This is a genomic window from Pedococcus sp. P1_H8, from assembly GCF_056405175.1.
In genome coordinates, this window is record NZ_JBFUCP010000016.1 from 1 (window position 1) to 23621 (window position 23621).

Sequence of the window (23621 nt, forward strand, 5' to 3'; positions counted from 1 at the left end):
GCTGCTCGCGACCGCGTCGCCGACCCCCAGCTGGTCACTGACCAGGGCCGGCGCATCCAACCGCTGGTGCCCCAGGCCGCGGTGCTGCTCCGCCACCGTCCCGTCCTCCAGCTCGACGTCCTCGACCGCCGCGACGTGCGCCATCGCCAGGGTCTGCAGCGCGGTGACCTGGTTGATCACCGACCGACACGCACCCACCAGCTCCACCAGCTCACCCAAGGACCGGTCCCGGCCATCGGCCCGCAGCGAAGCCAGCTCCGACTGGATCACCGCGGCAACCGTGGACGATTCGAACATGTGTTCGAGTCTATAGAAGGTCACCGACTTTGACAAGGGGCGTCAGCCAGCGAATTCCATTGAAAACACAACGAATTCGTGATTCCGAATCAGCGCCGAATCAGCGCCACATCGGCGCCGCGTCCGCGCCGAGTCCGCGCCGAGTCAGCGCCGAGTGCGTGCCCGGATCCACCGGCGCCAGCCTGCGGTCCGGGCCACGGAACTGGCTCTGGGCAGAGTTCCGGGACAGGATGTCTGCAGATAGCTCGGAGGGAGCACCAACCAGATGGCTCGACAGATCTCGTGGCGCGGAGTGCTGAGCCCGGACGGCCCCGGCGACGGGCGCCCCGAAGCCCAGCGGCTGTGGCGCCCGGGCACCCCGGTGGTCCCGCCGCGCTCGATCGTCGACAGCGTCCGGCTCATGCAGTTCGGCGCCGGCCTCGAGGTCGCCGAGATCCTGCGCGGCTTCCTCACGCGCGGCCAGCTGCGCGAGGCGATCGTCAATGAAGCCAGAGCCGGCCGGCTCGTGGCGACCGATGCCGACATCGACGGCGTGCTGCGCGTCACCCTCACGGTCACGACAGTGACCGCAGTGCTGAGCTGTGCCATCTGGCTGCTCATGGCACGCGTCACCGCGCGCGGGTCGCGATGGGGCCGCATCGTCGCGAGTGTGTTGTTCACGATCGCTGTGGGGAGCTTCTTCGGCGGGCTGCTGCCCACCGCGGGCCTCTTTGCCCAGACCTTGGCCCTGGCCCTCCTCATGATCGGGGCGTGGGCCCTGGTCCGCCTGTGGCACCGGGACTCCAGCGCCTACATCAAGTACCAGACCAGCCCCCAGGAGTGACCGCCGCCGCCTGAAGCGCCGCTGCGACAAACGGGAAGCGCCTCAGGGGTTCGCCACGAGCAGGTATGCCGGGTGCTCCGGCAGGCTGCCCACCTCCAGCAACCGTCGGCCCAGGATCAGGGCCCCGTCGAGGGCACCTCCGCGTGCGGGAGTGAGCCGCCGTCGCTTCTCGGCCAACGAGGCGACGAGCGCAGCTCGAACCACCGGCGCCGCGAGCACGCCTCCGCTCGCGACGAGCGTCGGTGCGTCGAGTCCGGAGGCCGCCGTCAGCAGCGCCTCGCCCAGCCCCTGCCCGGCGCGACGACAGATGTCGGCGGCCACGGGGTCGGCCCCCTCCCCATCGGCCCCCTCCCCAGCGGCCCCCTCCCCAGCGGCACCCTCCCCATCGGCAGCGCCCGTCGGCCAGGACTCCGCAGCCGCAGTCACGACTGGGGCGAACGACGCCAGCTGCTCGGGGGCGTCCGGTGCCGCCATCAGCTGTCGAGGCCAGGTCTGCGTCGGACCGAACCGCGACATCGCGCTGGCCAGCAGTCGCTCCGAACCGCCCGCCAGCCCGTCATCGGCGCGCAACGCAGCGCGCAACCCTTCGAGCCCGATCCAGGCCCCCGAACCCACGTCCCCCAACACGTGGCCCCAGCCGTCGACCCTGTGCCAGACGGTGCCGAAGTCGCTCCCGAACGCCACCGCACCAGACCCCGCGGCCACCACAGCACCTGGTCGCACATCGCCCACGGCCCCCACGAGATTCGCCACAGCGTCGGACACCACGACGGTGCTCGCGGCACCGAGCCCGGACCGCACCTCACGCAGCACGGCGCTCCGGTCGGCCAGGAACAGCAGCCCTCGCATCGACCAGACGACGACCTCAGGACGAGCACCCAGCCCGAGGCTGGCGACCCCGTCCAGCTCACCCTCCAGGAGGCCCCGAGCATCCGCGACAGCCGCGGCGACGTCGATGCCTGACGACCCGATCCGCACCCCGGGTGCCGTGCGAACGGCACCGGGCACACCGGCATACGAGACCTGCAGACGCAGACCGGAGCCGCCCACGTCCACACCCACCACCGTTGCACCCGTCATGGGCGCGACCAGATCACTTGGACATGCCGGCGGTCAAGCCCGCCACGATCTGCTTGGTGGCCAACAGGAAGAGCACGATGAGCGGGATCGTGGTGATCACGAGCCCAGCGAAGACAGCCGAGAAGTTCGTCGCGTTCTCACCGAAGAAGGTCGTGAGACCGACGGGCAGGGTGTACTTCTCCTCCTTGCGCAGCAGCACGAGGGGGAAGAGGAAGTCGTTCCAGATCGGCACGAAGCGGAAGACCGCCACGGTCGCTAGGGCCGGTCGCACCATCGGCACCATGATCCGCCAGAAGGTCTGCCAGGCCGATGCGCCGTCGAGGGCCGCCGCCTCCTCGAGCTCCTCGGGCAGCTGCCGGAAGAACGTGGTCAGCACGAAGATCGAGAACGGCACGCCGGCCGCGCCGTACATGAGCGCCAGTCCGAAGCGGGAGTCGATCAGGCCGAGTCCGTCGAAGAGGAAGAAGATCGGCAGGATCGCCAGGTGGATGGGCAGCATCAGCCCGGAGAGGAACAACGACTCGACGGCGCTGAACCACCGGGACCTCACCCTGGCCAACGCATAGGCGGCCATCGTCGACACGGCAGTCGAGAGGACGACGGCGCCGCCGGTGACCAGTAGCGAGTTCCAGAAGTAGGTGGCGAAGTTGCCGGTCGTCCAGGCATCGCGATAGCTCGTGGTCGACACCGGCCAGGGGGCGCCGAGCGGGTCGGTGATGAGGTCGGCGTTGGTGCGGAACGAGCTGATCACCATGAGCACCAACGGGATCAGCGCGAGACCGGCGTAGAGCCACAAGGCGACGCTGGCCGTGACACCGCCCACCGGCTTGGCCCTGCCGCGGCCAGAACCACCCCGCGGCGGTTCGAGGACGCGGCGCTCGGTATCGACCGGCGCGGGGATGACGGTCATGCCATGATCCCGCGCTCGTGCCTGCGCAACACGGCGGTGGCGCCCAATGCACCACCGAAGATGATGAGGAACAGCAGCGTCGCCAGGGCTGACGAGCTGCCGATGGCGTCGACCGCGCCCGAGTCGAAGGCGCTGCGGTAGAAAAGCAGCGAGACGAAGTCCGTTGCGCCGGCCGGGTTTCCGGTGGATCCACCGAAGGCGTAGGGCAGCGCGAAGGCCTCCATCGCGAAGATGAAGGTGAGGACGGAGACCGTGCCGATGGCCGGCACGAGCAGCGGCAAGGTGACCTTGAAGAAGGCCTGCCGGTGCGAGGCTCCGTCGACCCTGGCGGCCTCGGTCAGCTCCTCCGGCACACCGCCAAGCGCGGCGCCGTAGAGCAGCACCGGGAAGCCGATCCACTGCCACACGCTGACGAGCACGACGACCCACAGAGCCGTCTTCGGGTCACCGAGCCAGGGCAGGGCCCACGACTCGAGGCCGACCTTGGTCAGCAGCTGGTTGACCGGTCCGAACGTCGGCGACAGCAACAGCGTCCAGAGGTAGCCGATCACGATGGGGCTGACCAGGTAGGGCATGGCGTACAGCGTCTGCAGCAACCGCCGGCTGCGCTCCCTGCGGTGCAGCAGGAAGGCCACCGTGAGGCCGATGGTGTTCTGCACGAGCATGGTCCCCGCGAAGAAGATCACGTTGTGCCACAAGGCCCTCGGCAGGTCGGTCGAGAACGGCGCCTTCGTGAACAGCGTCTCGAAGTTCGCCATCCCGGCGAACGCCCCCCGCGACGTCCCCCGCCACTCGAAGAACGCGTAGGAGAACGCCGTCAGCATCGGGTACAGCACGAAGACGCCGAACAACACCAGGGCAGGGGCAATGAACAACAGTCCGGTGCGCCGCCTCATGCAGCCAGCCTGCCGCAGACCGGACCGGACCTGGAGGTGAGGTATGCCGCGCGCCCTGCCACGCGGCATACCTCACCGGTGCGGTGGAGACCGGTCACGAGGTGGGCTTGAACCAGGTCTTGACGCCGGTGTTGAGCTCGGTGCTGACTCCCTTGGCGTCCTTGGAACCGAGGAGCAGCTGCTGCAGGCCCTTGCCGAGCAGGTCGGTGCCGGACGGGGCGCCGTAGCGGAAGTCGGTGAGCAGGAGGTAGGGCGAGCCGCTGTTGGTGTAGTTGTCGTTCATCGCCTTGAGCAGCGGGTCCTTGAACTCGACCCCCGGCACGGCCGAGATCTGCTTGATCTCGTCGACAACCAGCTGGCCGAACTCCTTGGTGGACATCCACTTCACGAGCTCGGTGGCAGCGGCCTGGTTCTTGGACTTGGCCGAGACGGCAAAGTTGCCGTCAGCCCACCCGGGGGTGGTGGCCGTCGAACCGCTCGGCGACCCTGGTGCCGGCGGCACCTGGAACACACCGATCTTCACGGCCGGGTTGGCCTTCTGCAGTACGGCGAGGTCGAACGAACCGCCGGGGATCATCGCGGCCTTCTCGGCACTGAACAGCGTCTGGGCGTCAGTGATGGCGACACCGGTGACGTTCTTGGGCATGAACTTCGCGAGGCTCTTGACGACCTGGACGGAGGCAACCCAGTCGGGGCTGGTGAAGTCCTTGGCGCCACTGTTGACCTCGGACTGGAACGCCTTGCCTCCGAAGCGAGGAGCAGCCAGCACCTCGTGCACGATCGGCAGGGTCCAGTCGTCCTTGGCGCCGATGGCGATCGGCGTGACACCGGCCGCAGCGAGCTTGGTGTTGGCCGCGGTGAACTCGTCCCAGGTGGTGGGAGCCTTCAGGCCGTTCTTCTCGAACAAGCCCTGGTTGTAGAACATCTGGATCGTCTGGCGCGCGAGCGGCACCGAGTAGATCTTGCCGTCCTCCTTGCCCTTGGTGCTGGCGACGGTGTTGGCGTCCCAGGCGCTCAGGTCGACCTTGCCGTCGAGCGGCACCAGCGCGTCGGACGCGACAGTCGTCTGCAGCTGGCCGTAGGACCGCACCTGCGGCACGTCCGGACCGGCCGACCCGGCGAGTCCAGTGGCGAGGATCTTGTTGTACTCCGTGGCCTTGAATGCCTTGAAGTCGATCGTGACGTCGGAGTGCTTCTTCTCGTACTGCGCGAAGATCTTCTTGTAGGCGGCCTCGTCCTCGACTCGCCACGACCACACCGACAGGGTGGTCTTGTCACCACCAGCTCCGCCGTCGGAGCCTCCGTCCGAGGGGGCGCAGGCTGCCAGTGCGGCCGCGAGTCCGACCAGGGCGGTCGTGGCCAAGGCCTTGCTGGTTCGACGGGTCATCAGTTCTCTCCTCTGGGGGCCGGCGCCGGGTCAGCGCCGTTCGGGGATGTGCTGTTGGGGGATGTGAGGGCTTCGAGGGCTCGGGCGACCGAACCGTGGTGCTCCGCGATGGCGACACGGGCGGCGGCCGCGTCGACGTGGGCCAGCATCGACAGGAGCGCCGGCTTCAGCTCGCCACCGGCCTGCTCGAGGGCCCCGCGGGCCTCGGCATCGCTGGCACCGCTCGCCTCCTGGAGGATGCGCACGACGCGACCCCGGAGCTTGGCGTTGGTCGCGACGACGTCGACCATGAGGTTGGACCAGGTCCGGCCCAGCCGGATCATGACGGCCGTGCTGAACGAGTTGAGGATCAGCTTCTGGGCGGTGCCCGCCTTGAGCCGGGTGGAGCCCGTGAGCACCTCGGGGCCCGTGCGCGGAGCCAGCAGGTGGTCTGCGTATGCCGCCAGCTCGGCGTGCGGGTTCGACGTCACCAGCGCGGTGACCGCGCCCGCCTCGTGGGCCCGCAGGAGAGCCCCACCGACATAGGGGGTGCGTCCGGAGGCGGTCAGCCCGATCGCCACATCGCCATGCCGGACGGCGGCGGCGTCGGTGCGGCCCGCCTGCTCGTCGTCCTCGACGTTCTCGACGGCCTTGAGCAGGGCGTCCATGCCGCCGGCATGGTGGGCGACGAACAGCCCCTCGGGCGCATTGAAGGTGGGGAGCAGCTCGGCGGCGTCCAGGACGGCCAGGCGGCCGGACGTGCCGGCACCGAAGTAGTGGACCGTGCCTCCGGCGCGAATGGCTTCGACGGCCCGGTCGACGAGGAGGGCCAGCTCGGGCAGCACCTCGGCCACGGCCGGGGCCACCAACGCGTCGTCGTCGTTGAGCAACCGCAGGATGTCGAGGGTCGCCTCGGTGTCGATCGAGGTGGTGCCCGGGTGGCGCTCCTCGGTCGGGGCGCTCACGCTCACGTCGCTGCTCACACTAGCGAGGTTAGTTTCTTACGGTTTCGACGTCAATGTTGTGAATGAGTAACCACGGCCCGCGCCGGAACTCCACAGGGCGCGGGCCCTTCAGTGGCGGAGGTGGTGGCTCGCGACTGCTGCCCGGGTCTCCTCGACTGCCTTGCGCGCCCGACTCAGGTGTCGCTGGGCCACCGCGATGTAGAGGCAGTCCACGATGGTGAGGGCGGCGATGCGGCTGGCCGTCGCCCCCGACCTCAGGCTGGTCTCCCGTGCCGCGGTCGTGAGGAGATGGTCGGCACGAGCAGCCAGCAGCGACAGGGGAAAGTTGGTGATGGCGACGGTCGTGGCGCCCCGGCCCCGCGCCACCTCGAGCGACTCGATGGTCTCGGAAGTGGTGCCCGAGTGCGAGATCCCGATCGCGACGTCCCCCTTGCCCAGCAGGGTGGCGGAGGTCAGCGCGATGTGCGGGTCGTTCCACGCGAACGCGACCACGCCGATGCGGTGCAGCTTCTGCTGGAGGTCGATCCCGACGATTGCGCTCGCACCGATCCCGTAGATGTCCACCCGGCTGGCAGCAGCGATGGCAGCGGAGGTCGCCGCCAGGGCGTCCCGGTCGAGCTGCTGGGCGGTCTCCTCGACCGCGCTCGCGTCGGCGAAGGCCACCTTGGCGATGATGTCGTCGATGGTGTCCTTCGCGCTGATGTCGGTGTCCTGCGCACCCGTCGAACGCGGTTGGGCACTCTCCTCGGCCAGGGCCAAGCGCAGCTGCGGATAGCCGGGCAGACCCAGTCGCCGGCAGAATCGCAGCACCGTCGTCTCCGAAGTCGTTGCGGCCGTAGCGAGTTCGCTGATGGTCAGGGCCGCCGCGGCTCGCGGGTTCGCCAGCACCTTCTCCGCGACCCGGTCCTCGGCGGGCGACAGCGACGGGCGGATCCCCCGCAGCCGCACCAGGAGCGGGATGGCCTGCGTCACGGTGACGGACTCTTCGCGCGATGGCATGGGCCTACCGTACGGCCTCCGTCATCCGGGCACGGCCACCCCGACGGGGTCGGCAGACACGACGAGGTTGTGGTCGTAGTGCCTGGTCCTCCGGTCGAAGGTCCCGGTGCACGTGATCAGCACCAGCCGACCAGCCACCTGTCGGTCGAAGACGCCCGTTCGCAACGAGAGCACGTCCTTGTCCACCTCACGGTTGGAGCGAACCACGTAGGTCTGCCGCAGGCCCTGCCCCGACAGCTCGATCCGGTCCCCCGGCTTCGAGTCGAGCAGCCTGGCAAGGAACCCCAGGCCCTGACGTCGCGAGTCGATGTGCCCGGCCAGCACGACGCTGCCGAAGACCTCCCCGGGCAGCGCCCCACTCACCCACCACCCCACCCTGCCTGGGTCTGCCGGGAGAGACAGGGCACCATCGGCACCCGTGTCGACCTCATCGACCTGAGCAGTGGCTCCCCGCGTCGACAGCAGTCGAATCCGCTTGGGCACGAAGGTCTTTCGCTGACTTGCCGCGGCAGTGCCTTCCTGGGCGGACGGCACCCCACCGGTGAGCTGCGCACTCCCTCCGTCGACGACAGCCGTGGGCAGCCCCTCCCTGGAACTGACGTCTCCGTCCAGCTCCGGCGCGCAGCCGCCCATCAACAACGCCAGCAGCACCCCCGCGATCACCGGCACCTCAGCGCGTCGTCGCATGCTCACGCCCGGCGGGTGCGACGTGCCGTCCCTCCCAGGCCCAGCGCGACCACCAGCCCGAGCAGGAGCGGCGTCACGGCCCAGCCGAACGGCGCACTCGCCCGGTGGGCGTCGATCAGGGCCTGCGCCTGGCCCCCGTCACCTGCATCCACGCGCGACGGGACTTCACCACTGCCGCGCGTCGCCACCGGCAACACCTGGACCACAGCGTCCATCGAACCCGTCGCGGCGACGCCGATCGCAAAGACCCTGGTCAGCGAGGCCTTGCCGACAACCAGGTCCACCGGGCCGAAGACGACGGGTCCCGACGTCGCGGCCGGCACGATGTCCACGGGGTAGGTCCCGGCCGGCACCGTGAGGGTCAGCTGTTCGCCATTGGCCACATTGGCGAACAGCACCTTGCCCTTGACCCTGATGTCCGCGGGCCCGACGGCGGCCGTGTGGGCAACCGTCAGTCGGCTGCTGCCGGCCGTGACGGGCGACAGGTCGTTCCGGTATGCCGTGAACACGGGCGGCTTGGCGACGTCCGCCTGACGGTGGAGCACGGCGTCCGTGCTCGAGCCCGCGGCCACTCGAAGGGTGGCCGTGACCGTCGGCCCTCCGGAAGCCGGCCTGGCCGCGACGGTGTGTTGCCCGGGCGCCAGCGTGAGGCGGACGACGGCCTTGGCGGCAGCCGCAGCGGCCACCGTGCGATCGTCGACGGTCAGCGCCATCGTCGTGGCGTCGACGCCCTGGATGAGGTAGACGGTCGCTGACCCGGCGCTGGCGGAGGGTGCCCGCGGAGCAGTGCCTTGCGCGGGTGCGGCAGCAAGGACGAGCGCCGCTGCGCCCATGAGGACGAGGGCGATGACCTGGAGCGAACGTGGGCGCATCTGCGCCTCCAAACACACGTAGGAGGTTCCCCGGATCGGCTGATGATGATCCTGCGGCACCGGCTCTGACCTCGTATAAAAGACGTAAATCCGACGTTGGGGGTGGTACTGCGCCCCAGAGTCCGCACATACTCGGGAGTGCCACAAGGGGACAGTTCATGAGCGGTGGACGCAAGCGAAAGCAGAGTGCACGCCAGCAGTCCGTCGGGCAGTGGAGGACCACCTCGACGGTCCTGCCGACGCGCATCCCTGACCACCGCGCTGCCCAGCGGACCGAGTCGGTCACCACGACCGCGAACGAGCCGCGGACGGCGTCGGCGACACTCGGCGCGAAGGCAAGGCCTCAGGCCGGGGCGCTGGTCGAGCCTCTGGTCGAGCCCGTCGACGACGCGGTGACCGAGCCCGTCGAAGAGGAGGTGGACGATCGGCCACCTCGTCGTCTGGGTCTGCGACGGGTCGTCGCGGTGGCCCTCGCCGCACCGCTGATCTTCGTCGGGGCCTTCCTCGCGGGCGGCTGGATCACCACGCAGGTCCAGGACCAGCCACCGAGCGCAGCCCTCCCGACGATCCCCTCGTCGGCAACCTCGTCCCGCACCGAGACGGTGGCACCTTCGTCGCCCTCCGGCAGCGCAGCGTTCGTCCCGGGCGCCGACGTGGGGCCCGGACTGACCACCGCGGGAGTCCTGGTCCGAGCGACTCCCACGGCGGACGGGTCGCTCGAGGTGGTGGAACGAGTGCGCTTCGCCGAGCCCGTCGACAAGCTCTCGGTCGGACCCCCACAGACCTTGGGCGTGGCAGCCCGGAGCCTGCCCAGGAGCATCGAGATCGCCGATCTCCAGGTCCAGGCGGACGATGCCGTCGTGAACATCGGTGCCGGGGCGTTCACCACCCCGCGGACCCTCCGGCTGCCCGGCGAGACGAGCACGGTGGTGATGCGCTACCGACTCGTCGGAGCCACCGTCCGCAGCATTCCCTCGACCCCGGGCCGCGCCCTGATGGTCTTGCCCCCGATCACAGGCCCGGCAACCCTGGGAGCTATGCCGTTCGTGATCGAGGTGTCGGGCGCCGACGTGACGAACGTGCTGTGCCCCGGGCTCCCCGTGAACGCCCAGCTCTGCGGACGCACTTGGAGCCAGGGGTGGTACTCAACGCCCCAGCAGGCGGGACGCACTGCAGTGCTGGCCCAGCTGACCCTCCCGGACCCCGTCGGGAGCTGACCCGACTCACCGCGACCGGAGCGTCCACCCTTCCGCCACGAAGGCTTCGGGCGTCTTCTCCCCGTCGAGCAACGCTCCACCCCGCGCCCCGACGAGGACGTCGTCGACGTAGACCCCGCGACCCAGGTAGCTGCCGTCGGTCCGGTAGCGCCACCTCAGCTGCTGGCTGCCGGGCACCAGTTCGGCCTGTGCCTGCGCCCACCGCCGGGCACCACTGCCGGAGACCACGCCATCGCTGACGCCGGTCTCGCCGCGGTCGCGCGTCTCGAAGGGCTGTGGCACCCACGTGGTGCCCCCATCGGTCGAGCGCTCGAGGGTGAGCAGGTCGGTCTCCTCGGTGTCGAGGAAGAGGTCGAAGGAGAGGTTCGCGCCGGAGTCAGGCACTGCGAGGGTCGGCGTGCCCAGCGTGTGCGTGGTGGCGTCCTGGGCGCCCGAGAACCACGCGGTGTCACCGTGCTGGGGCCGCACGCCCATCGACTGCCCCAGCCCGCCTGCCCACTCGCGTCGGGCGAGGTTGTTGCTCCCCCAGCTGCGCGACGGGTGGACCCGGTTGGTGAGGAGGATGGCGAACGACCTCGAGCTGAAGTCGATGACGATCGAGGTGCCCGTGTAGCCCGTGTGGCCGGCCGTCCTCGGACCCGAGAGCGAGTCCATGTACCAACGCTGGTTGAGCTCGAAACCCAGCCCGTGGTCATTCCCCGGGAAGTCGCCGTTGAAGTTCGTGGTCAGCGAGCTGACGCTGTCGCGACTGAGGATCCGCTGGCCGCGGTAGGTGCCGCCGTTGAGCAGCGCCTGGCTGAGGATCGCCAGGTCGTCCACGGTCGAGAAGACCCCGGCGTGACCCGCGACTCCACCCAGGGACCAGGCGTTCTCGTCGTGGACCTCGCCCCGGACCATGCCGCGGGCCGGCGCGGTCTGGTACTCCGTGGCGGCGGCCCGGGCGCGGTCGGCGGGGTTGCGGACCGCGGGGTTGTAGCCGGTGTCGGTCATGCCCAGTGGGCCGGTGATCCGCTCCGCGACGACCCGGTCGAGGGACTCGCCCCGCAGCCGTTCGACCATGACACCGAGGGAGATCAGGTTGAGGTCGCTGTACAGGTAGGTGGTGCCCGCCGGGCGGCTGATCGGCTGGTCCAGGACGGCCTTGATCCGCGAGGCCTTGTCGGGGTACTTGCTCCACAGCGGCAGCCACGCCACGAACCCGGACGTGTGAGTCAGCAGCTGCCGGACCGTCACCTTCTCCTTGCCGTTCGCCGCGAACTCCGGGAGGTATGCCGCGACAGGGCTTTCGAGGTCGACCTTGCCTTCCTCCACGAGCTGGACGACAGCCAGCGACGTGAACAGCTTGGAGACCGAGGCCAGGTCGAAGAGCGTGTCGTCCCGCATCGGGACCCACTGGTCCCGGGGCAGCTCGGTCGTGGCGTTGGCGTAGCGCAGTGCCCAGCCGCTGACGTCCCGCTCGACGACCTTGCCGTCGTGGCCCATCAGGCCCACGGCCCCGGCATACATCGGGTGCCCGCCCACGGGAGCGGACTCGTGGCCCCGGATCTGGTCGACCGCGGTGCCGATCGGCGCCGGGTCCAGCCCGACACTCGCGGGCGAACCGTCGGAGAGCACGGTGTTGGGCGGGGCGAAGCCCCGGAAGGGCTTGCTGAAGTCCTCCGCCCCTGCGGGCACGGCAGTCACCATGACGCCGCTGACGAGGGCGGCACACACCGCGATGACGGCAGTTCCCTTGGTGCGCATGGCATCACGCATTGGCCGGGCCACGGTAGATGAGGTACTGCTGACGGCGGCGGTCGAACTCCGCCAGCTCGGCCGACCACGCACCGGCCACGTCGTCGGCGGAGGCGCCGGCGGTGATCTGCTCCCGCAGTCGGGTCGACCCGCTGAGCTTGTCGATCCAGTAGGGCCGGGGATCGTTGTCCACCCGCCAGGCGAAGTCGGTGTAGGTCGACCTCGCCGCCACCAGCATCTCGACCCCGACCCGCATCGGGTCGAACGTCGACGGGTCGGTGAGGTGCACCTGGACGCCCCCGCACACCTTGTTGAGGTGCTTGCTGAAGGTCGGCGTGAAGTACGCCTCCCGGAACCCGACACCCGGAATCTGGCGCGCAGCAAGCTTTTCCGCCCACTTGTAGTCAACATAGGGGGCGCCGACCAGCTCGAACGGACGGGTCGTCCCGCGCCCCTCCGACAGGTTCGTCCCCTCGAACATGCCCGTCCCCGGATAGACCAGGGCGGTGTCCGGCGTGGGCATGTTGGGACTCGGCGTCACCCAGGGAAGTCCCGTCGCGGCATACGTCATGTCGCGGCGCCACCCCTTGACCTCCACGACGGACAGGTCGCTCACGCGGCCGCCGGCGTCAGCGGGCAGGAACTCGGCGTCGAAGAAGCGCGCCAGCTCACCCACCGTCATGCCGTGCGCCTGCACGATCTCCTTGGCGCCCACGCCCGAGGTGTAGGCCGTGGTCATCATCGGCCCTCGCGCGGTGCCGCCGGTGGGGTTGGGCCGGTCGAGCACGACGAACCGCGAGCCGGTCGCGACCGCCGCACGCATCGCCGTGTACATCGTCCAGATGTAGGTGTAGAACCGCGCACCCGCGTCCTGGATGTCGAGGACGACGGTCTCGACCCCGGCCGTCCTGAACAGCTGTTCCATCTTGGCCGCATTGGCGCCGTAGGCGTCGTAGACCGTCAGCCCGGTGCGCGGGTCCTGGTGGGTGCCTTCGGACCCGCCCGCCTGCGCGGTCCCGCGGAAGCCGTGCTCCGGGCCGAAGACGCCGACGATGTCGACCGTGCCCGCCTCGTGCATCTCGTCGACGATGGTGCGAAGGTTGGTGAGGATGCCGGTCGGGTTCGTGATGATCCCGACCTTCTGTCCGGCCAGCGCCGCCCAGCCGCCCGCCGCCTCGCGCTCTGCGCCGGTGGTGACAGGACGCGACGGAGAGCTCGCGTCTGCCGTGTCCGCGCGAGCCATGCTCGCGCCCAAGGGAAGGGCCAGCGCTCCGGCTCCTGCGGCGGTGATGAGCTGTCGGCGGTTGAGGTTGGTCATGCTCAGAACCCCAGTCCGTGGCCGAACGGGTAGAGCACCGAGCTCGGGTCACCGGCGACCGGGATGTCGACGGGCAGCTTGCCGGTCGGGCGCACCGCTCCGCTGATCACCCGCGCCACCGACTCGATCGCCACCGGGCTGTACGAGTACGTGGCCAGGTAGGTCGGCGCACTGGTGAAGTACGCGATGTCGTAGGGGTCGCGAGTGGCCACGACGATCACCGGCTTGCCGGTGGCGAGCAGCTGCGTGACGAGCTTCTGCTGACCGCCACGCGGATCGGTCACCTTGGTGTCCCAGGCCTTCATGGTCGTCACGACCACCGCGTCCTGCGTCGAGGCGGCGGCGACCGCACTGGCCACCTGGGCATCCGTGGGGGAGGTGCCCGTCTGCTTCACCGTGGTGCTGGCCCCCTTCGCCGCGAGACCGTCCGCGAGGAGCTGGGTGGTCGTCACGCCGTAGCCGGTGACGAGGACCTTGGTGCCCTGGGTGGCCAGGGGCAGGGTGTCTGCGTCGTTCTTGACCAGCGTCGTCGTCCGGTCCGTGATGGCCCTCGCCTTCGCGAGGTGGTCGGCGGTCCCGACGACGCTGTCCAGAGCTGCCGGGTCGACGTACGGCTGGGCCACGACACCGCGCTTGTACTTCAGCTCCAGCACCCGACGCACCTTGGCGTCGAGGTTCGCCTCGCTGATCCGGCCGCTGCGCACGGCACCGATCACCGCGGCATACGCGTCGTCCATGGAGGGGGTCATGAGCAGCTGGTCGACGCCGGCGTCGAGGGCACGGACGGCGACCTCGGGGTCGCCGTAGAGGTCACGGACTCCTTGCATGGCAAGGGAATCGGTGACGATGACCCCCTTGTAGCCCAGTTCGTTGCGCAGCAGGCCGGTCATGATCGGCTTGCTCAGCGTGGCCGGGTCGCCCGAGTCGTCCAGTGCCGGGAAGTTGAGGTGCGCCGTCATGATCATGTCGATGCCCTGGGCGATGGCGGCCTTGAACGGCGGCGCGTCGACCTGCTCCCACTGCTGACGCGAGTGGGTGATGATCGGGAAGGCGACGTGGCTGTCGGTCGCGGTGTCACCGTGTCCGGGGAAGTGCTTCGCGGTGCTCGTGACTCCCGCGTCCTCCTGGTAGCCGGCGACCTGTGCCGCGACGAGGTCGGCGGCCAGCTCGGGCTTGGACGAGAACGAGCGCGTCCCGATGACCGGGTTGAGCGGGTTGACGTTGACGTCCGCGTCGGGGGCGAAGTCGGTGTTGACCCCCATCGCCTTGAGCTCCTCGCCGGTGATCGCCGCGGCGGTGCGCGCGTCGGCGGCGGACCGACCTGCCCCGAGCGCCATGGAACCCGGGAACTGCGTGGCCGGTGGCCCGATGCGGGTGACCACTCCCTGCTCCTGGTCGGTGGCGACCTGGAGCGGGATCCGGACCTTGGAGGGCTGCGACAGGGCGGCGTCCTGCAGGCCGTTGGAGAGGCCGGCGATCTGCTGCGGGTTCTGGACGCTGTCCGTCCAGGCGAAGTAGATGACGCCACCGAGGTGGTACTTCTGCACGACCTCGGCGGGGCTGGCCACACCATAGAGCGGGAGGTTGCGGGCGTCGGGCGTCGTCGCGTCCTTGCCGTAGACGTTCTGGATGAACAGCTGGCCGACCTTCTCCTCCAGCGTCATCCGGGCCAACGTCGACGTGACCCAGCCAGTCTGCGCGGCGGACGGTTCGGCGCTCGGCCCAGCGGACGGCGGGGCGGCCGACGCGAGGCCGGTACCTGCCCCTGCGAGGAGCATTCCGGCGGCGACGCCACCGGCGACGAGGGTGCGACGGGACAGGGCAGACCTGGTCATTCAGTGCCTCCAAAGCGTGTGTGAACGATTCACCATCGAAGCGCTCATCATGGAACTTACCTACGCATATCGGGCTCCCACAAGGGGTGGCGCTGTCCTGATTGGTCATGATTTGGCAAGACTCGGCTCCGGAACCGGCCCTGCCAACCTGCCCGTCTGCTCTGGCGGGTCCACACGCGGTGCCGCACGATGGCGACATGGGCAATGGTGCGTACGACGCGGCATACGAGCAGAGCCTCAGGGACCCGGACGGCTTCTGGGGCGAGGCGGCGAAGGCGATCGACTGGATCACTGAGCCGACCCGGGTGCTGGACGCCGACCGGCCGCCGTTCTACCGGTGGTTCACCGGCGGCACCCTGAACACCTGCTTCAACGCCCTCGACCGGCACGTCGCCGCAGGGCGCGGCGACCAGGCGGCGCTGCACTACGACAGTCCCGTCACCGACACCCACGAGACGATCACGTATGCCGCGTTGCTCGAGCGCGTCGCGACGTTCGCGGGCGCCCTGGCCTCGCTCGGGGTCGGCAAGGGCGACCGGGTCGTCATCTACATGCCGATGGTGCCCGAGGCCGTCGTCGCGATGCTGGCCTGCGCCCGACTCGGGGCGGTGCACTCGGTCGTCTTCGGTGGCTTCGCGGCCGCCGAGCTCGCCGCACGCATCGAGGATGCCAAACCCACCGTCGTCGTCGCGGCCAGCTGTGGCGTGGAGCCGACTCGGGTGGTCGAGTACAAGCCGCTGCTGGACGCTGCCCTCGACCGCAGCAGCCACAAGCCCGAGTCAGTCGTCGTCCTGCAACGCCCCCAGGCCCGGGCCGCGGTCGGCGAGCGCGACACCGACTGGGAGGAGCTCGACTGGGACGAGCTGGTCGCCGATGCCGAGCCCGCCGACTGCGTCGAGGTCGCGGCCACCGACCCCCTCTACATCCTCTACACCTCGGGGACGACCGGACGGCCCAAGGGGATCGTCCGCGACAACGGCGGCCACGCAGTGGCGCTGCGGTGGTCGATGGGCAACGTCTTCGGCATCGATCCCGGAGACACGTGGTTCACGGCCAGCGACGTCGGCTGGGTCGTCGGCCACTCCTACATCGTCTACGCCCCACTGCTTGCCGGCGCGACTTCCGTTCTCTACGAGGGAAAGCCGGTCGGCACACCGGATGCTGGCGCCTTCTGGAGAGTGATCGCCGAGCATGGTGTCAAGGCCATGTTCACCGCTCCCACGGCCTACCGGGCCATCAAACGGGACGACCCCGGCGGCGAGCTCATGAAAGCGCACGACCTGTCCTGCCTCCAGACCGTGTTCCTCGCCGGGGAGCGGCTCGACCCCGACACCTACGCGTGGGCAAGCGAGCGGCTCGGGGTGCCCGTCATCGACAACTGGTGGCAGACCGAGACCGGGTGGCCGATCGCCGCCAACCTGCGCGGCCTGGAGCCGATGCCGATCAAGCCGGGCTCGCCCACCGTGCCCACACCGGGCTTCGACGTCCGGATCCTCGGGGAGCATGGGCAGGAGCTGCCCGCCGGCGAGGAGGGCGCCATCTGCATCAGGCTGCCGCTGCCTCCGGGCACGCTGCCCACCCTGTGGGGCGACGACGACCGCTACGTCGCGGGCTATCTCTCCGCCTTCGACGGCTACTACCTGACCGGTGACGGTGGGCTGGTCGACGAGGACGGCTACCTCTATGTCATGGGTCGGACCGACGATGTCCTCAACGTCGCCGGGCACCGCTTGTCGACCGGGTCGATCGAGGCCGCCCTGGCGGGTCACCCGGCCGTGGCCGAGTGCGCGGTTATCGGTGTCAACGACGAGCTCAAGGGGCAGGTCCCCCGCGCACTGGTGGTGCTCAAGGCCGGGGTCGACGGAGCGGCCGACGGTGACCGGATCCGGGCCGAGCTGCACCAGCGCGTCCGCGACGAGGTGGGCGCGATCGCGTCACTGCAGCGGGTCGACGTCGTGACGGCGCTGCCCAAGACGCGCTCGGGCAAGATCCTGCGCAAGACGATGCGCGAGATGGCCGACGGGAAGACCCCGAACGTGCCCGGCACCATCGAGGACGCCTCGGTCCTTGAGACCCTTGCGCCGGTGCTGCGACCCCCCACCTAGCCTGTCGGTGTGCAGGGCGTACTCAACGGGTTCACGACCATCGGCGTCGTCATCGCCGTCGGCGCCCTGCTCGCCCACCTGAGGATCGTCGATCTCGGCGCACAGCAAGTGCTTTCGCGCATCGCCTTCTTCGTCGCCAGCCCCGCCCTGATGGTGATCACGCTGTCCCGGGCCGACGTGCACCAAGTGCTGTCCGCCAACCTCATCGCCTCGCTGGCGGGCGTCGCCGCGGCCGCGGGCATCTACATCGCGCTGGCGCGGCTGGTCTGGCACCGCTCCCTCGGTGACACGACGATCGGTGCCCTGTCCGCGGCATACGTCAATGCCGGAAACCTCGGGATCCCGGTGGCGAGCTATGTGCTCGGCGACGCGGCGTTCGTAGCGCCCACCCTGCTGCTGCAGCTGCTCGTCCTGCAACCGCTGGCGCTGGGCTTCCTCGACGCGGATGCGCACGGGCGGTCGCGGTGGTGGCAGCTGCTGACCCGACCGTTCCGCAACCCCCTGACCGTGGGCTCGCTCATCGGACTCGGCCTGTCGATCACCGGGTGGACGCTGCCCACCACGGTCGCCGCGCCGCTGGGGCTGCTCGGCGACATGGCGGTGCCGTGCATGCTGGTCGCCTACGGGATCGCGCTGCGGCTGGGCCCTGGGCTGGGCCGGGCCGGTTCGGTGGCCGAGCTCGCGTCGACCTCTGCACTCAAGCTGTTCGTCCAGCCGGCGGTGGCGTGGTTCGTCGCCAGCGTCCTGCTCGGCGTCGACGGGCACGCGCTGCTCGCAATCGTGGTCACCTCGGCGCTGCCCACGGCGCAGAACATCTTCGTGCACGCGACCCGCTACAACCGCGCCACGGTGCTGGCCCGCGACACGATCCTGATCACGACGGTGGGCGCCGTGCCGGTGATCCTGCTGGTCGCCGCCATCCTCGGCTGAGGCGCCCGCCCCTCTCCCGCAACCTGAGCACCCCAGGGGGCGCCCAGGTTGCAGATCAGCGGGAGCGGCGGGCGGTGCCGAAGATCGAGCGGGTGATCTCACGACCGAGAACCGTGCCGGCCGACCGCAGTGCCGACTTGAAGGCGCTCGACTTCACGACCTGCTCGACGATGCCCGGCTCCTCCTTCGGCGCCCGGGGAGCGTGCTCCGGCGCCTGCGCCTTGGGAGTCGGTGCGGGTGCCTGCTCAGGGGTCGGCGCCTTCTGCAGTCGCGCCTGGAGCTTTTCGTAGGCGGACTCGCGGTCGACCATGGCGGCGTACTTCGACGACAGCGACGACGCCGTGATGACCTGCTTCACCGTGGCTTCGTCGGAGGGAGCCATCAGGGACTGCGGCGCGATCATCCGGGTCCACGCGACCGGCGTCGGGGCGCCGCGCTCGGACAGCACGGTGACCACGGCCTCGCCGGTGCCGAGCGAGGTCAGCAGCTCGGCGAGGTCGTAGGCGCTGTGCGGGTAGGTCGACACCGCTGCCTTGAGCGCCTTCGCGTCGTCGGGCGTGAAGGCCCGCAGCGCATGCTGCACCCGGTTGCCGAGCTGGGCCAGGACGTCGCCGGGCACGTCCTTGGGTGACTGCGTCACGAAGAAGACGCCCACGCCCTTGGACCGGATCAGCCGCACGGTCTGCTCGATCGCGTCCTGGAAGGCCTTGCTCGCGTCGCTGAACAGCAGGTGGGCCTCGTCGAAGAAGAACACCAGCTTGGGCTTGTCGACGTCGCCGACCTCGGGCAGGTCGTGGAACAGGTCGGCCAGCAGCCACATGAGGAACGTGGAGAACAGCGCCGGCCGGTCCTGGACGGCGGGCAGCTCGAGGCAGGTGACCAGTCCCTTGCCGTCGGCAGCGGTCCGCAGGAGGTCCTGGGTGTCGAACTCGGGCTCACCGAAGAAGGCCTCGGCGCCCTGGTCCGAGAAGGCGATCAGCTCGCGCAGGATCACCCCGGCGGTGGCCGACGACAGTCCGCCGAGCGACTTGAGGTCGGCCTTGCCCTCGTCGGAGTTGAGGAACGCGATGACCTCGCGCAGGTCCTTGATGTCCAGGAGCGCGAGGCCGTTCTTGTCCGCGTAGTGGAAGACCAGGCCGAGGCTGGACTCCTGGGTCTCGTTGAGCCCCAACACCTTTGACAGCAGCGTGGGTCCGAACGATGTGATCGTGGCACGAATCGGGATGCCGCTGCCGAGTCCACCGAGGGACAGGAACTCGGTCGGGTATGCCGTGCCGACCCACTGCTGCCCGACGTCCGTCGCGCGGGCGGTGATCCTGTCGTTGGCCGTTCCTGCGGTCGCCATGCCGGAAAGGTCACCCTTGATGTCGGCGAGGAAGACAGGCACGCCCTGGCCGGACAGCTGCTCGGCCATGAGCTGGAGGGTCTTGGTCTTGCCCGTGCCCGTCGCGCCGGCGACGAGACCGTGCCGGTTGAGCGTCGACAGCGGGATCCGCACCGGTGCATCAGGATGGGCCACGCCGTCGATGACAGCGGCCCCGAAGTGGAGCGCGCCACCCGCGAAGGAGTACCCGGCGCGGATCTCGTCGAGCTGGGCGTTGTCCCCGCCAGTCGGCTCTGAGGGGGACTGCGATGGCGTCGTCTCGGTCACGTTCGGCACTCTAGTGCGGCTCCACGCCCCGGGGCAGGTGTCACGACGCACGGAGGGCCGACCACACGGCATACGCCTATGGTTGCTGGGTGATCTTCAAGAAGGTGGGCGAGGGCAGGCCGTATCCCGACCACGGGAAGCAGACGCCCCGTGACTGGGCGGACGTGCCCCCGCGCCTCGTGCGGCTCGAACAGCTCGTCACCACGAAGCGCACCCTCGACCTCGGCCACCTGCTCGCCGAGGACTCCACCTTCTACGGAGATCTCTTCGCGCACGTGGTCGAGTGGGAGGGAACCCTCTATCTCGAGGACGGCCTGCATCGCGCACTGCGTGCCGCCCTTCAACAGCGTCCTACCCTCCACGCGCGCGTCCTCGTGCTTGACTGACCCCACGCAGGGGGGCCGCACGGGCCCCACGCACACTGGGCCGCCGGTGGAGGTGGGTGAATGAGCTACGTCGTGGAGGCCGGTGCCTCACGCACCCGTCGCACCCGCCGACGTCGGGCCCTCATCACGCTCGGGATCGTCGCGCTCATGCTGTTCTTCGCCTTCTGGTACGCCTACTCGTACTTCCAGGAAAGCAACAAGCCCCACGCGGCTCCGAGCACGACCTGTACGGCCACCTCCAGCGTGCGGGTCCCGTCCCAGGTCACGGTGAACGTCTACAACGCGACCGAGCGCACTGGGCTGGCGGCCAAGACGGCGTCCGACGTGCGCAAGCGTGGCTTCAAGGTGTCGGCCGTGAGCAACGACCCGCTCCAGAAGAAGGTCGCCGTTGCGGCGGAGGTCCGCTACGGCGCCACGGGGACCACGTCGGCCAAGCTCGTGCTGGCCCTGGTCAAGGGAGCCAAGGGCGTCAAGGACAGCCGCACCGACTCCTCCGTCGACCTCGTGCTGGGCGCAAAGTTCACCGCCCTCACGCCACCACCCAAGGCAACGGCCGGCGCGGCGGCATCCAGCTCGTCCGGCTGCTGAGCCGCGCAAACCGGTCGGGCGCCGACCGTCTGTCGAGTCGGACCGCCCGCTCGCCTCACCCGTTGGGACGGCCGGTGACAAGCCCGGGAGCGCCCCGCACACTGACGAGGTGGAACCGATGACGGCCGTCCGCGCCCAGGTGGCGGACTCGTGGGTCAGGTCTGCCGCCGCCGGGGTCGAGGCCGACCGGGTGGAGGCGCCGATCACGCTGCCCGCCGACGCCCTGCGGGACCACCGCGAGGCCCATCCGCTGGCCCAGGTCTTCCCGCTGCTCGACGACGTGCTCGGCCGGGCCGCGCGCGACTGCGACGCGATCATGGCCGTCTCCGACGCCACGGGTCAGCTGCTCTGGGTGTGCGGCACCCCGAGCGTGCTGCGCAGGGCCGAGAGCATCGGCTTCGTCGAGGGCAGCAACTGGGACGAACGCCTTGCCGGCACCAATGCGCCGGGTATGGCGCTGGCCCTCGACCAGCCCGTGAACATCATCGGAGCCGAGCACTTCCGCCGGTCGGTGCAGCGATGGAGCTGCGCGGCAACCCCGATCCACGACCCCACCACAGCCACCCTGCTCGGCGTCCTCGACATCACTGGGGGCGAGCAGATCGTCGTGCCGCAGACGATGGCGATGGTGCGTGCCGCCGCGAGGATGGCCGAAGCGGAGCTCGCTCGCGAGCTGATGACCCGCGCCAAGGGCCCCGCCCGACCCAGCCACGCGGGGATCGCCCTGTCGCTGCACGGCCTCGGCCGCAACGACGCGCTGCTCACCGTCGACGATGGACGTGGCGCGAGCACCACGCTGCGGCTCAGCCCTCGGCACAGCGAGATCGTGCTCCTCCTGGCCGCCGCGCCGCGAGGCCTGTCCGGTGACGAGCTCGCCGTCCTGCTCTACGAGGATGACGTGAGCACGTCCACCCTGCGGGCCGAGCTCAACCGGCTCCGCGCCCTGCTCGGCGAGGATGTCCTGGCGTCGCGCCCCTACCGCCTGGCCGCCGAGGTGACCGCCGACTGGCTCGCCGTGGAGGCGCACCTGGCCGCTGGATCGGTCGACGTCGCCCTGCGGTCCTACCGCGGTCCGCTGCTGCCGCACTCGACCGCGCCCGGTGTCGGGCGACTGCGCAACAACGTCGAGGGCCAACTGCGGCGGGCCGTCCTCGCCAGCCGCGAACCCGACCTCATGTCCACCTGGACCCGGTCAGCCTGGGGCGCCGACGACTACGAGATGTGGACGGCGCAGATGGCCTGCCTGACCGCGTCGTCGCCGCTGCGCCCCCTCGTCGCCGGACAGATCGCCCGCCTGGACCGCGAGCACGGACTCTGACGGCTGCGCGCGGCATACCTGCCCGTCAGTCTCGGGGTGCAACGTCGTCGCAACGTTGCGCTGCCTAACGTCAGCCCAACCCCACAGCGGGGCACCACCAAAGACGTTGGGAGAACAGCGATGACGGTCTACGCACCCCCCGGATCCGAGGGCTCGAAGGTCACGGTCGAACCGCGCTACGGGCACTTCATCGGCGGGAACTGGGTCGAGCCCAAGAAGGGCGAGTACTTCGAGAACATCTCACCCGTGACCGGCCGGGCCTTCACCGAGGTGGGCCGCGGCACCGCCGAGGACATCGAGGCGGCCCTGGACGCCGCCCACGCCGCCGCACCGGCCTGGGGGAAGACCTCGCTGGGCGAGCGTTCCCTCGTCCTCAACCGGATCGCCGACCGGCTCGAGGAGAACCTCGAGATGCTCGCCATCGCGGAGACCTGGGACAACGGCAAGCCCGTCCGCGAGACCCTGGCCGCCGACCTGCCGCTCGCCATCGACCACTTCCGCTACTTCGCCGGAGTGCTCCGCGGCCAGGAGGGGTCGAGCAGCGAGATCGACGACCAGACCGTGGCCTACCACTTCCATGAGCCGCTGGGCGTGGTCGCGCAGATCATCCCCTGGAACTTCCCGATCCTCATGGCGACGTGGAAGCTCGCCCCCGCCCTGGCCGCCGGCAACGCCGTGGTGCTCAAGCCGGCCGAGCAGACACCCTGGTCGATCCTCAAGGTGCTCGAGCTGATCGGCGACCTCATTCCGGCCGGGGTCCTCAACGTGGTCAACGGGTTCGGCGTCGAGGCCGGCAAGCCGCTCGCGTCGTCGCCTCGGGTCGCCAAGGTCGCCTTCACCGGCGAGACGACCACCGGCCGACTGATCATGCAGTACGCCTCCCAGAACATCATCCCGGTGACCCTCGAGCTCGGCGGCAAGAGCCCGAACGTCTTCTTCGAGGATGTCGCCGAGAGCAGCGACGCGTTCTACGACAAGGCGCTCGAAGGATTCTCGATGTTCGCGCTCAACCAGGGCGAGGTCTGCACCTGCCCGTCGCGGGCGCTCGTGCAGCAGTCGATCTACAGCGACTTCGTCGGCGACGCCATCGAGCGCGTGGAGAAGATCAGCCAGGGCAACCCGCTCGACACGACCACGATGATCGGCGCGCAGGCCAGCAACGACCAGCTCGAGAAGATCCTGTCCTACATCGACATCGGCCGACAGGAGGGCGCCAAGGTCCTCACCGGGGGCGAGCGCAACATCCTCGACGGCGACCTCGCCGAGGGCTACTACGTCACCCCGACCGTGTTCGAGGGCAGCAACTCGATGCGGGTCTTCCAGGAGGAGATCTTCGGACCCGTGGTCTCGCTGACGGGCTTCACCGACGAGGCACAGGCGCTCGAGATTGCCAACGACACGCTCTACGGACTCGGGGCCGGCGTGTGGACCCGCGACGGCTCAAGGGCCTACCGGATGGGGCGCGGCATCAAGGCCGGGCGCGTGTGGACGAACTGCTACCACCAGTACCCGGCCCACGCCGCGTTCGGTGGCTACAAGCAGTCCGGCATCGGCCGCGAGAACCACAAGATGATGCTCGACCACTACCAGCAGACCAAGAACCTCCTCGTCTCCTACTCGCCCGACGCGCTCGGGTTCTTCTAG

20 protein-coding genes and 1 pseudogene are annotated in these 23621 nt (G+C 69.7%); 8 read left to right on the forward strand and 13 right to left on the reverse strand.

Going from position 1 to position 23621, the window contains the following annotated elements:
* Positions 1–297: pseudogene (locus AC1DYG_RS18010) on the reverse strand (hypothetical protein); the annotation flags it as partial.
* A 265-nt stretch (positions 298–562) separates the two neighbouring features.
* On the opposite strand from AC1DYG_RS18010, the gene AC1DYG_RS18015 reads away from it, so the two are divergent.
* Positions 563–1120 carry a hypothetical protein gene (locus tag AC1DYG_RS18015; RefSeq protein WP_477641243.1) on the forward strand — a complete coding sequence of 186 codons (558 nt, stop codon included), beginning with the start codon at positions 563–565 and terminating at the stop codon, positions 1118–1120.
* A gap of 42 nt (positions 1121–1162) precedes the next feature.
* Here AC1DYG_RS18015 and AC1DYG_RS18020 read toward each other — a convergent pair whose 3' ends face one another.
* From AC1DYG_RS18020 to AC1DYG_RS18055, 8 genes are all read right to left on the reverse strand, one after another.
* Positions 1163–2200: an N-acetylglucosamine kinase gene (locus AC1DYG_RS18020; protein WP_477641244.1), complete on the reverse strand. Its 1038-nt coding sequence runs from the start codon at positions 2198–2200 to the stop codon at positions 1163–1165.
* Positions 2201–2213: 13 nt separating this feature from the next.
* Positions 2214–3110: a carbohydrate ABC transporter permease gene (locus tag AC1DYG_RS18025; RefSeq protein WP_477641245.1), complete on the reverse strand. Its 897-nt coding sequence runs from the start codon at positions 3108–3110 to the stop codon at positions 2214–2216.
* Positions 3107–4006 (reverse strand): carbohydrate ABC transporter permease, encoded by a 900-nt coding sequence (locus tag AC1DYG_RS18030; protein ID WP_477641246.1) that lies wholly within the window; start codon positions 4004–4006, stop codon positions 3107–3109. Before AC1DYG_RS18030 ends, AC1DYG_RS18025 begins: the two co-directional genes overlap by 4 nt.
* A 94-nt stretch (positions 4007–4100) precedes the next feature.
* On the reverse strand, positions 4101–5393 hold the full coding sequence (locus AC1DYG_RS18035) for an ABC transporter substrate-binding protein (protein WP_477641247.1): 1293 nt from the start codon (positions 5391–5393) through the stop codon (positions 4101–4103).
* On the reverse strand, positions 5393–6355 hold the full coding sequence (locus AC1DYG_RS18040; RefSeq protein WP_477641248.1) for an N-acetylmuramic acid 6-phosphate etherase: 963 nt from the start codon (positions 6353–6355) through the stop codon (positions 5393–5395). The genes AC1DYG_RS18035 and AC1DYG_RS18040 overlap by 1 nt, the downstream gene beginning before the upstream one ends.
* Before the next feature lie 90 nt (positions 6356–6445).
* Positions 6446–7336 (reverse strand): MurR/RpiR family transcriptional regulator, encoded by an 891-nt coding sequence (locus tag AC1DYG_RS18045; RefSeq protein WP_477641249.1) that lies wholly within the window; start codon positions 7334–7336, stop codon positions 6446–6448.
* A gap of 21 nt (positions 7337–7357) precedes the next feature.
* On the reverse strand, positions 7358–8023 hold the full coding sequence (locus tag AC1DYG_RS18050) for a class F sortase (RefSeq protein WP_477641280.1): 666 nt from the start codon (positions 8021–8023) through the stop codon (positions 7358–7360).
* 2 nt (positions 8024–8025) lie between these two features.
* A complete protein-coding gene (locus tag AC1DYG_RS18055; RefSeq protein ID WP_477641250.1) occupies positions 8026–8895 on the reverse strand; it encodes a hypothetical protein in 870 nt (289 codons plus the stop codon).
* A gap of 158 nt (positions 8896–9053) precedes the next feature.
* Here AC1DYG_RS18055 and AC1DYG_RS18060 point away from each other — a divergent pair, with 158 nt between their 5' ends.
* Positions 9054–10112: a hypothetical protein gene (locus AC1DYG_RS18060; RefSeq protein WP_477641251.1), complete on the forward strand. Its 1059-nt coding sequence runs from the start codon at positions 9054–9056 to the stop codon at positions 10110–10112.
* Positions 10113–10118: 6 nt separating this feature from the next.
* On the opposite strand, the gene AC1DYG_RS18065 is transcribed toward AC1DYG_RS18060, so the two are convergent.
* Genes AC1DYG_RS18065 through AC1DYG_RS18075 form a run of 3 tightly spaced genes read right to left on the reverse strand, consistent with a single transcriptional unit; the run spans position 10119 to position 14999 of the window.
* Positions 10119–11867, reverse strand: coding sequence for a serine hydrolase domain-containing protein (locus tag AC1DYG_RS18065; protein WP_477641252.1), 1749 nt, complete (start codon positions 11865–11867; stop codon positions 10119–10121).
* A complete protein-coding gene (locus AC1DYG_RS18070; RefSeq protein WP_477641253.1) occupies positions 11860–13164 on the reverse strand; it encodes an exo-beta-N-acetylmuramidase NamZ family protein in 1305 nt (434 codons plus the stop codon). Before AC1DYG_RS18070 ends, AC1DYG_RS18065 begins: the two co-directional genes overlap by 8 nt.
* Before the next feature lie 2 nt (positions 13165–13166).
* A complete protein-coding gene (locus tag AC1DYG_RS18075) occupies positions 13167–14999 on the reverse strand; it encodes a glycoside hydrolase family 3 protein (protein ID WP_477641254.1) in 1833 nt (610 codons plus the stop codon).
* 197 nt (positions 15000–15196) lie between these two features.
* On the opposite strand from AC1DYG_RS18075, the gene AC1DYG_RS18080 reads away from it, so the two are divergent.
* Together AC1DYG_RS18080 and AC1DYG_RS18085 are read left to right on the forward strand one after the other, a co-directional pair.
* Positions 15197–17104: a propionyl-CoA synthetase gene (locus tag AC1DYG_RS18080; protein ID WP_477641255.1), complete on the forward strand. Its 1908-nt coding sequence runs from the start codon at positions 15197–15199 to the stop codon at positions 17102–17104.
* Positions 17105–17113: 9 nt separating this feature from the next.
* Complete coding sequence (locus tag AC1DYG_RS18085; RefSeq protein ID WP_477641256.1) at positions 17114–18034, forward strand: AEC family transporter; 921 nt, start codon at positions 17114–17116, stop codon at positions 18032–18034.
* Positions 18035–18089: 55 nt separating this feature from the next.
* On the opposite strand, the gene AC1DYG_RS18090 is transcribed toward AC1DYG_RS18085, so the two are convergent.
* Positions 18090–19685 (reverse strand): helicase HerA-like domain-containing protein, encoded by a 1596-nt coding sequence (locus tag AC1DYG_RS18090; protein WP_477641257.1) that lies wholly within the window; start codon positions 19683–19685, stop codon positions 18090–18092.
* A gap of 89 nt (positions 19686–19774) precedes the next feature.
* Here AC1DYG_RS18090 and AC1DYG_RS18095 point away from each other — a divergent pair, with 89 nt between their 5' ends.
* The 4 genes from AC1DYG_RS18095 to exaC all read left to right on the forward strand — a co-directional run bounded on the left by AC1DYG_RS18095 (position 19775) and on the right by exaC (position 23621).
* Positions 19775–20071: a type II toxin-antitoxin system VapB family antitoxin gene (locus AC1DYG_RS18095; protein ID WP_179421136.1), complete on the forward strand. Its 297-nt coding sequence runs from the start codon at positions 19775–19777 to the stop codon at positions 20069–20071.
* A 60-nt stretch (positions 20072–20131) separates the two neighbouring features.
* Positions 20132–20659, forward strand: coding sequence for a LytR C-terminal domain-containing protein (locus AC1DYG_RS18100; RefSeq protein ID WP_477641258.1), 528 nt, complete (start codon positions 20132–20134; stop codon positions 20657–20659).
* 118 nt (positions 20660–20777) lie between these two features.
* Entirely contained in the window at positions 20778–21977 is a 1200-nt protein-coding gene (locus AC1DYG_RS18105; RefSeq protein ID WP_477641281.1) for a GAF domain-containing protein, read from the forward strand.
* A 120-nt stretch (positions 21978–22097) separates the two neighbouring features.
* Entirely contained in the window at positions 22098–23621 is a 1524-nt protein-coding gene (gene exaC, locus AC1DYG_RS18110; RefSeq protein WP_477641259.1) for an acetaldehyde dehydrogenase ExaC, read from the forward strand.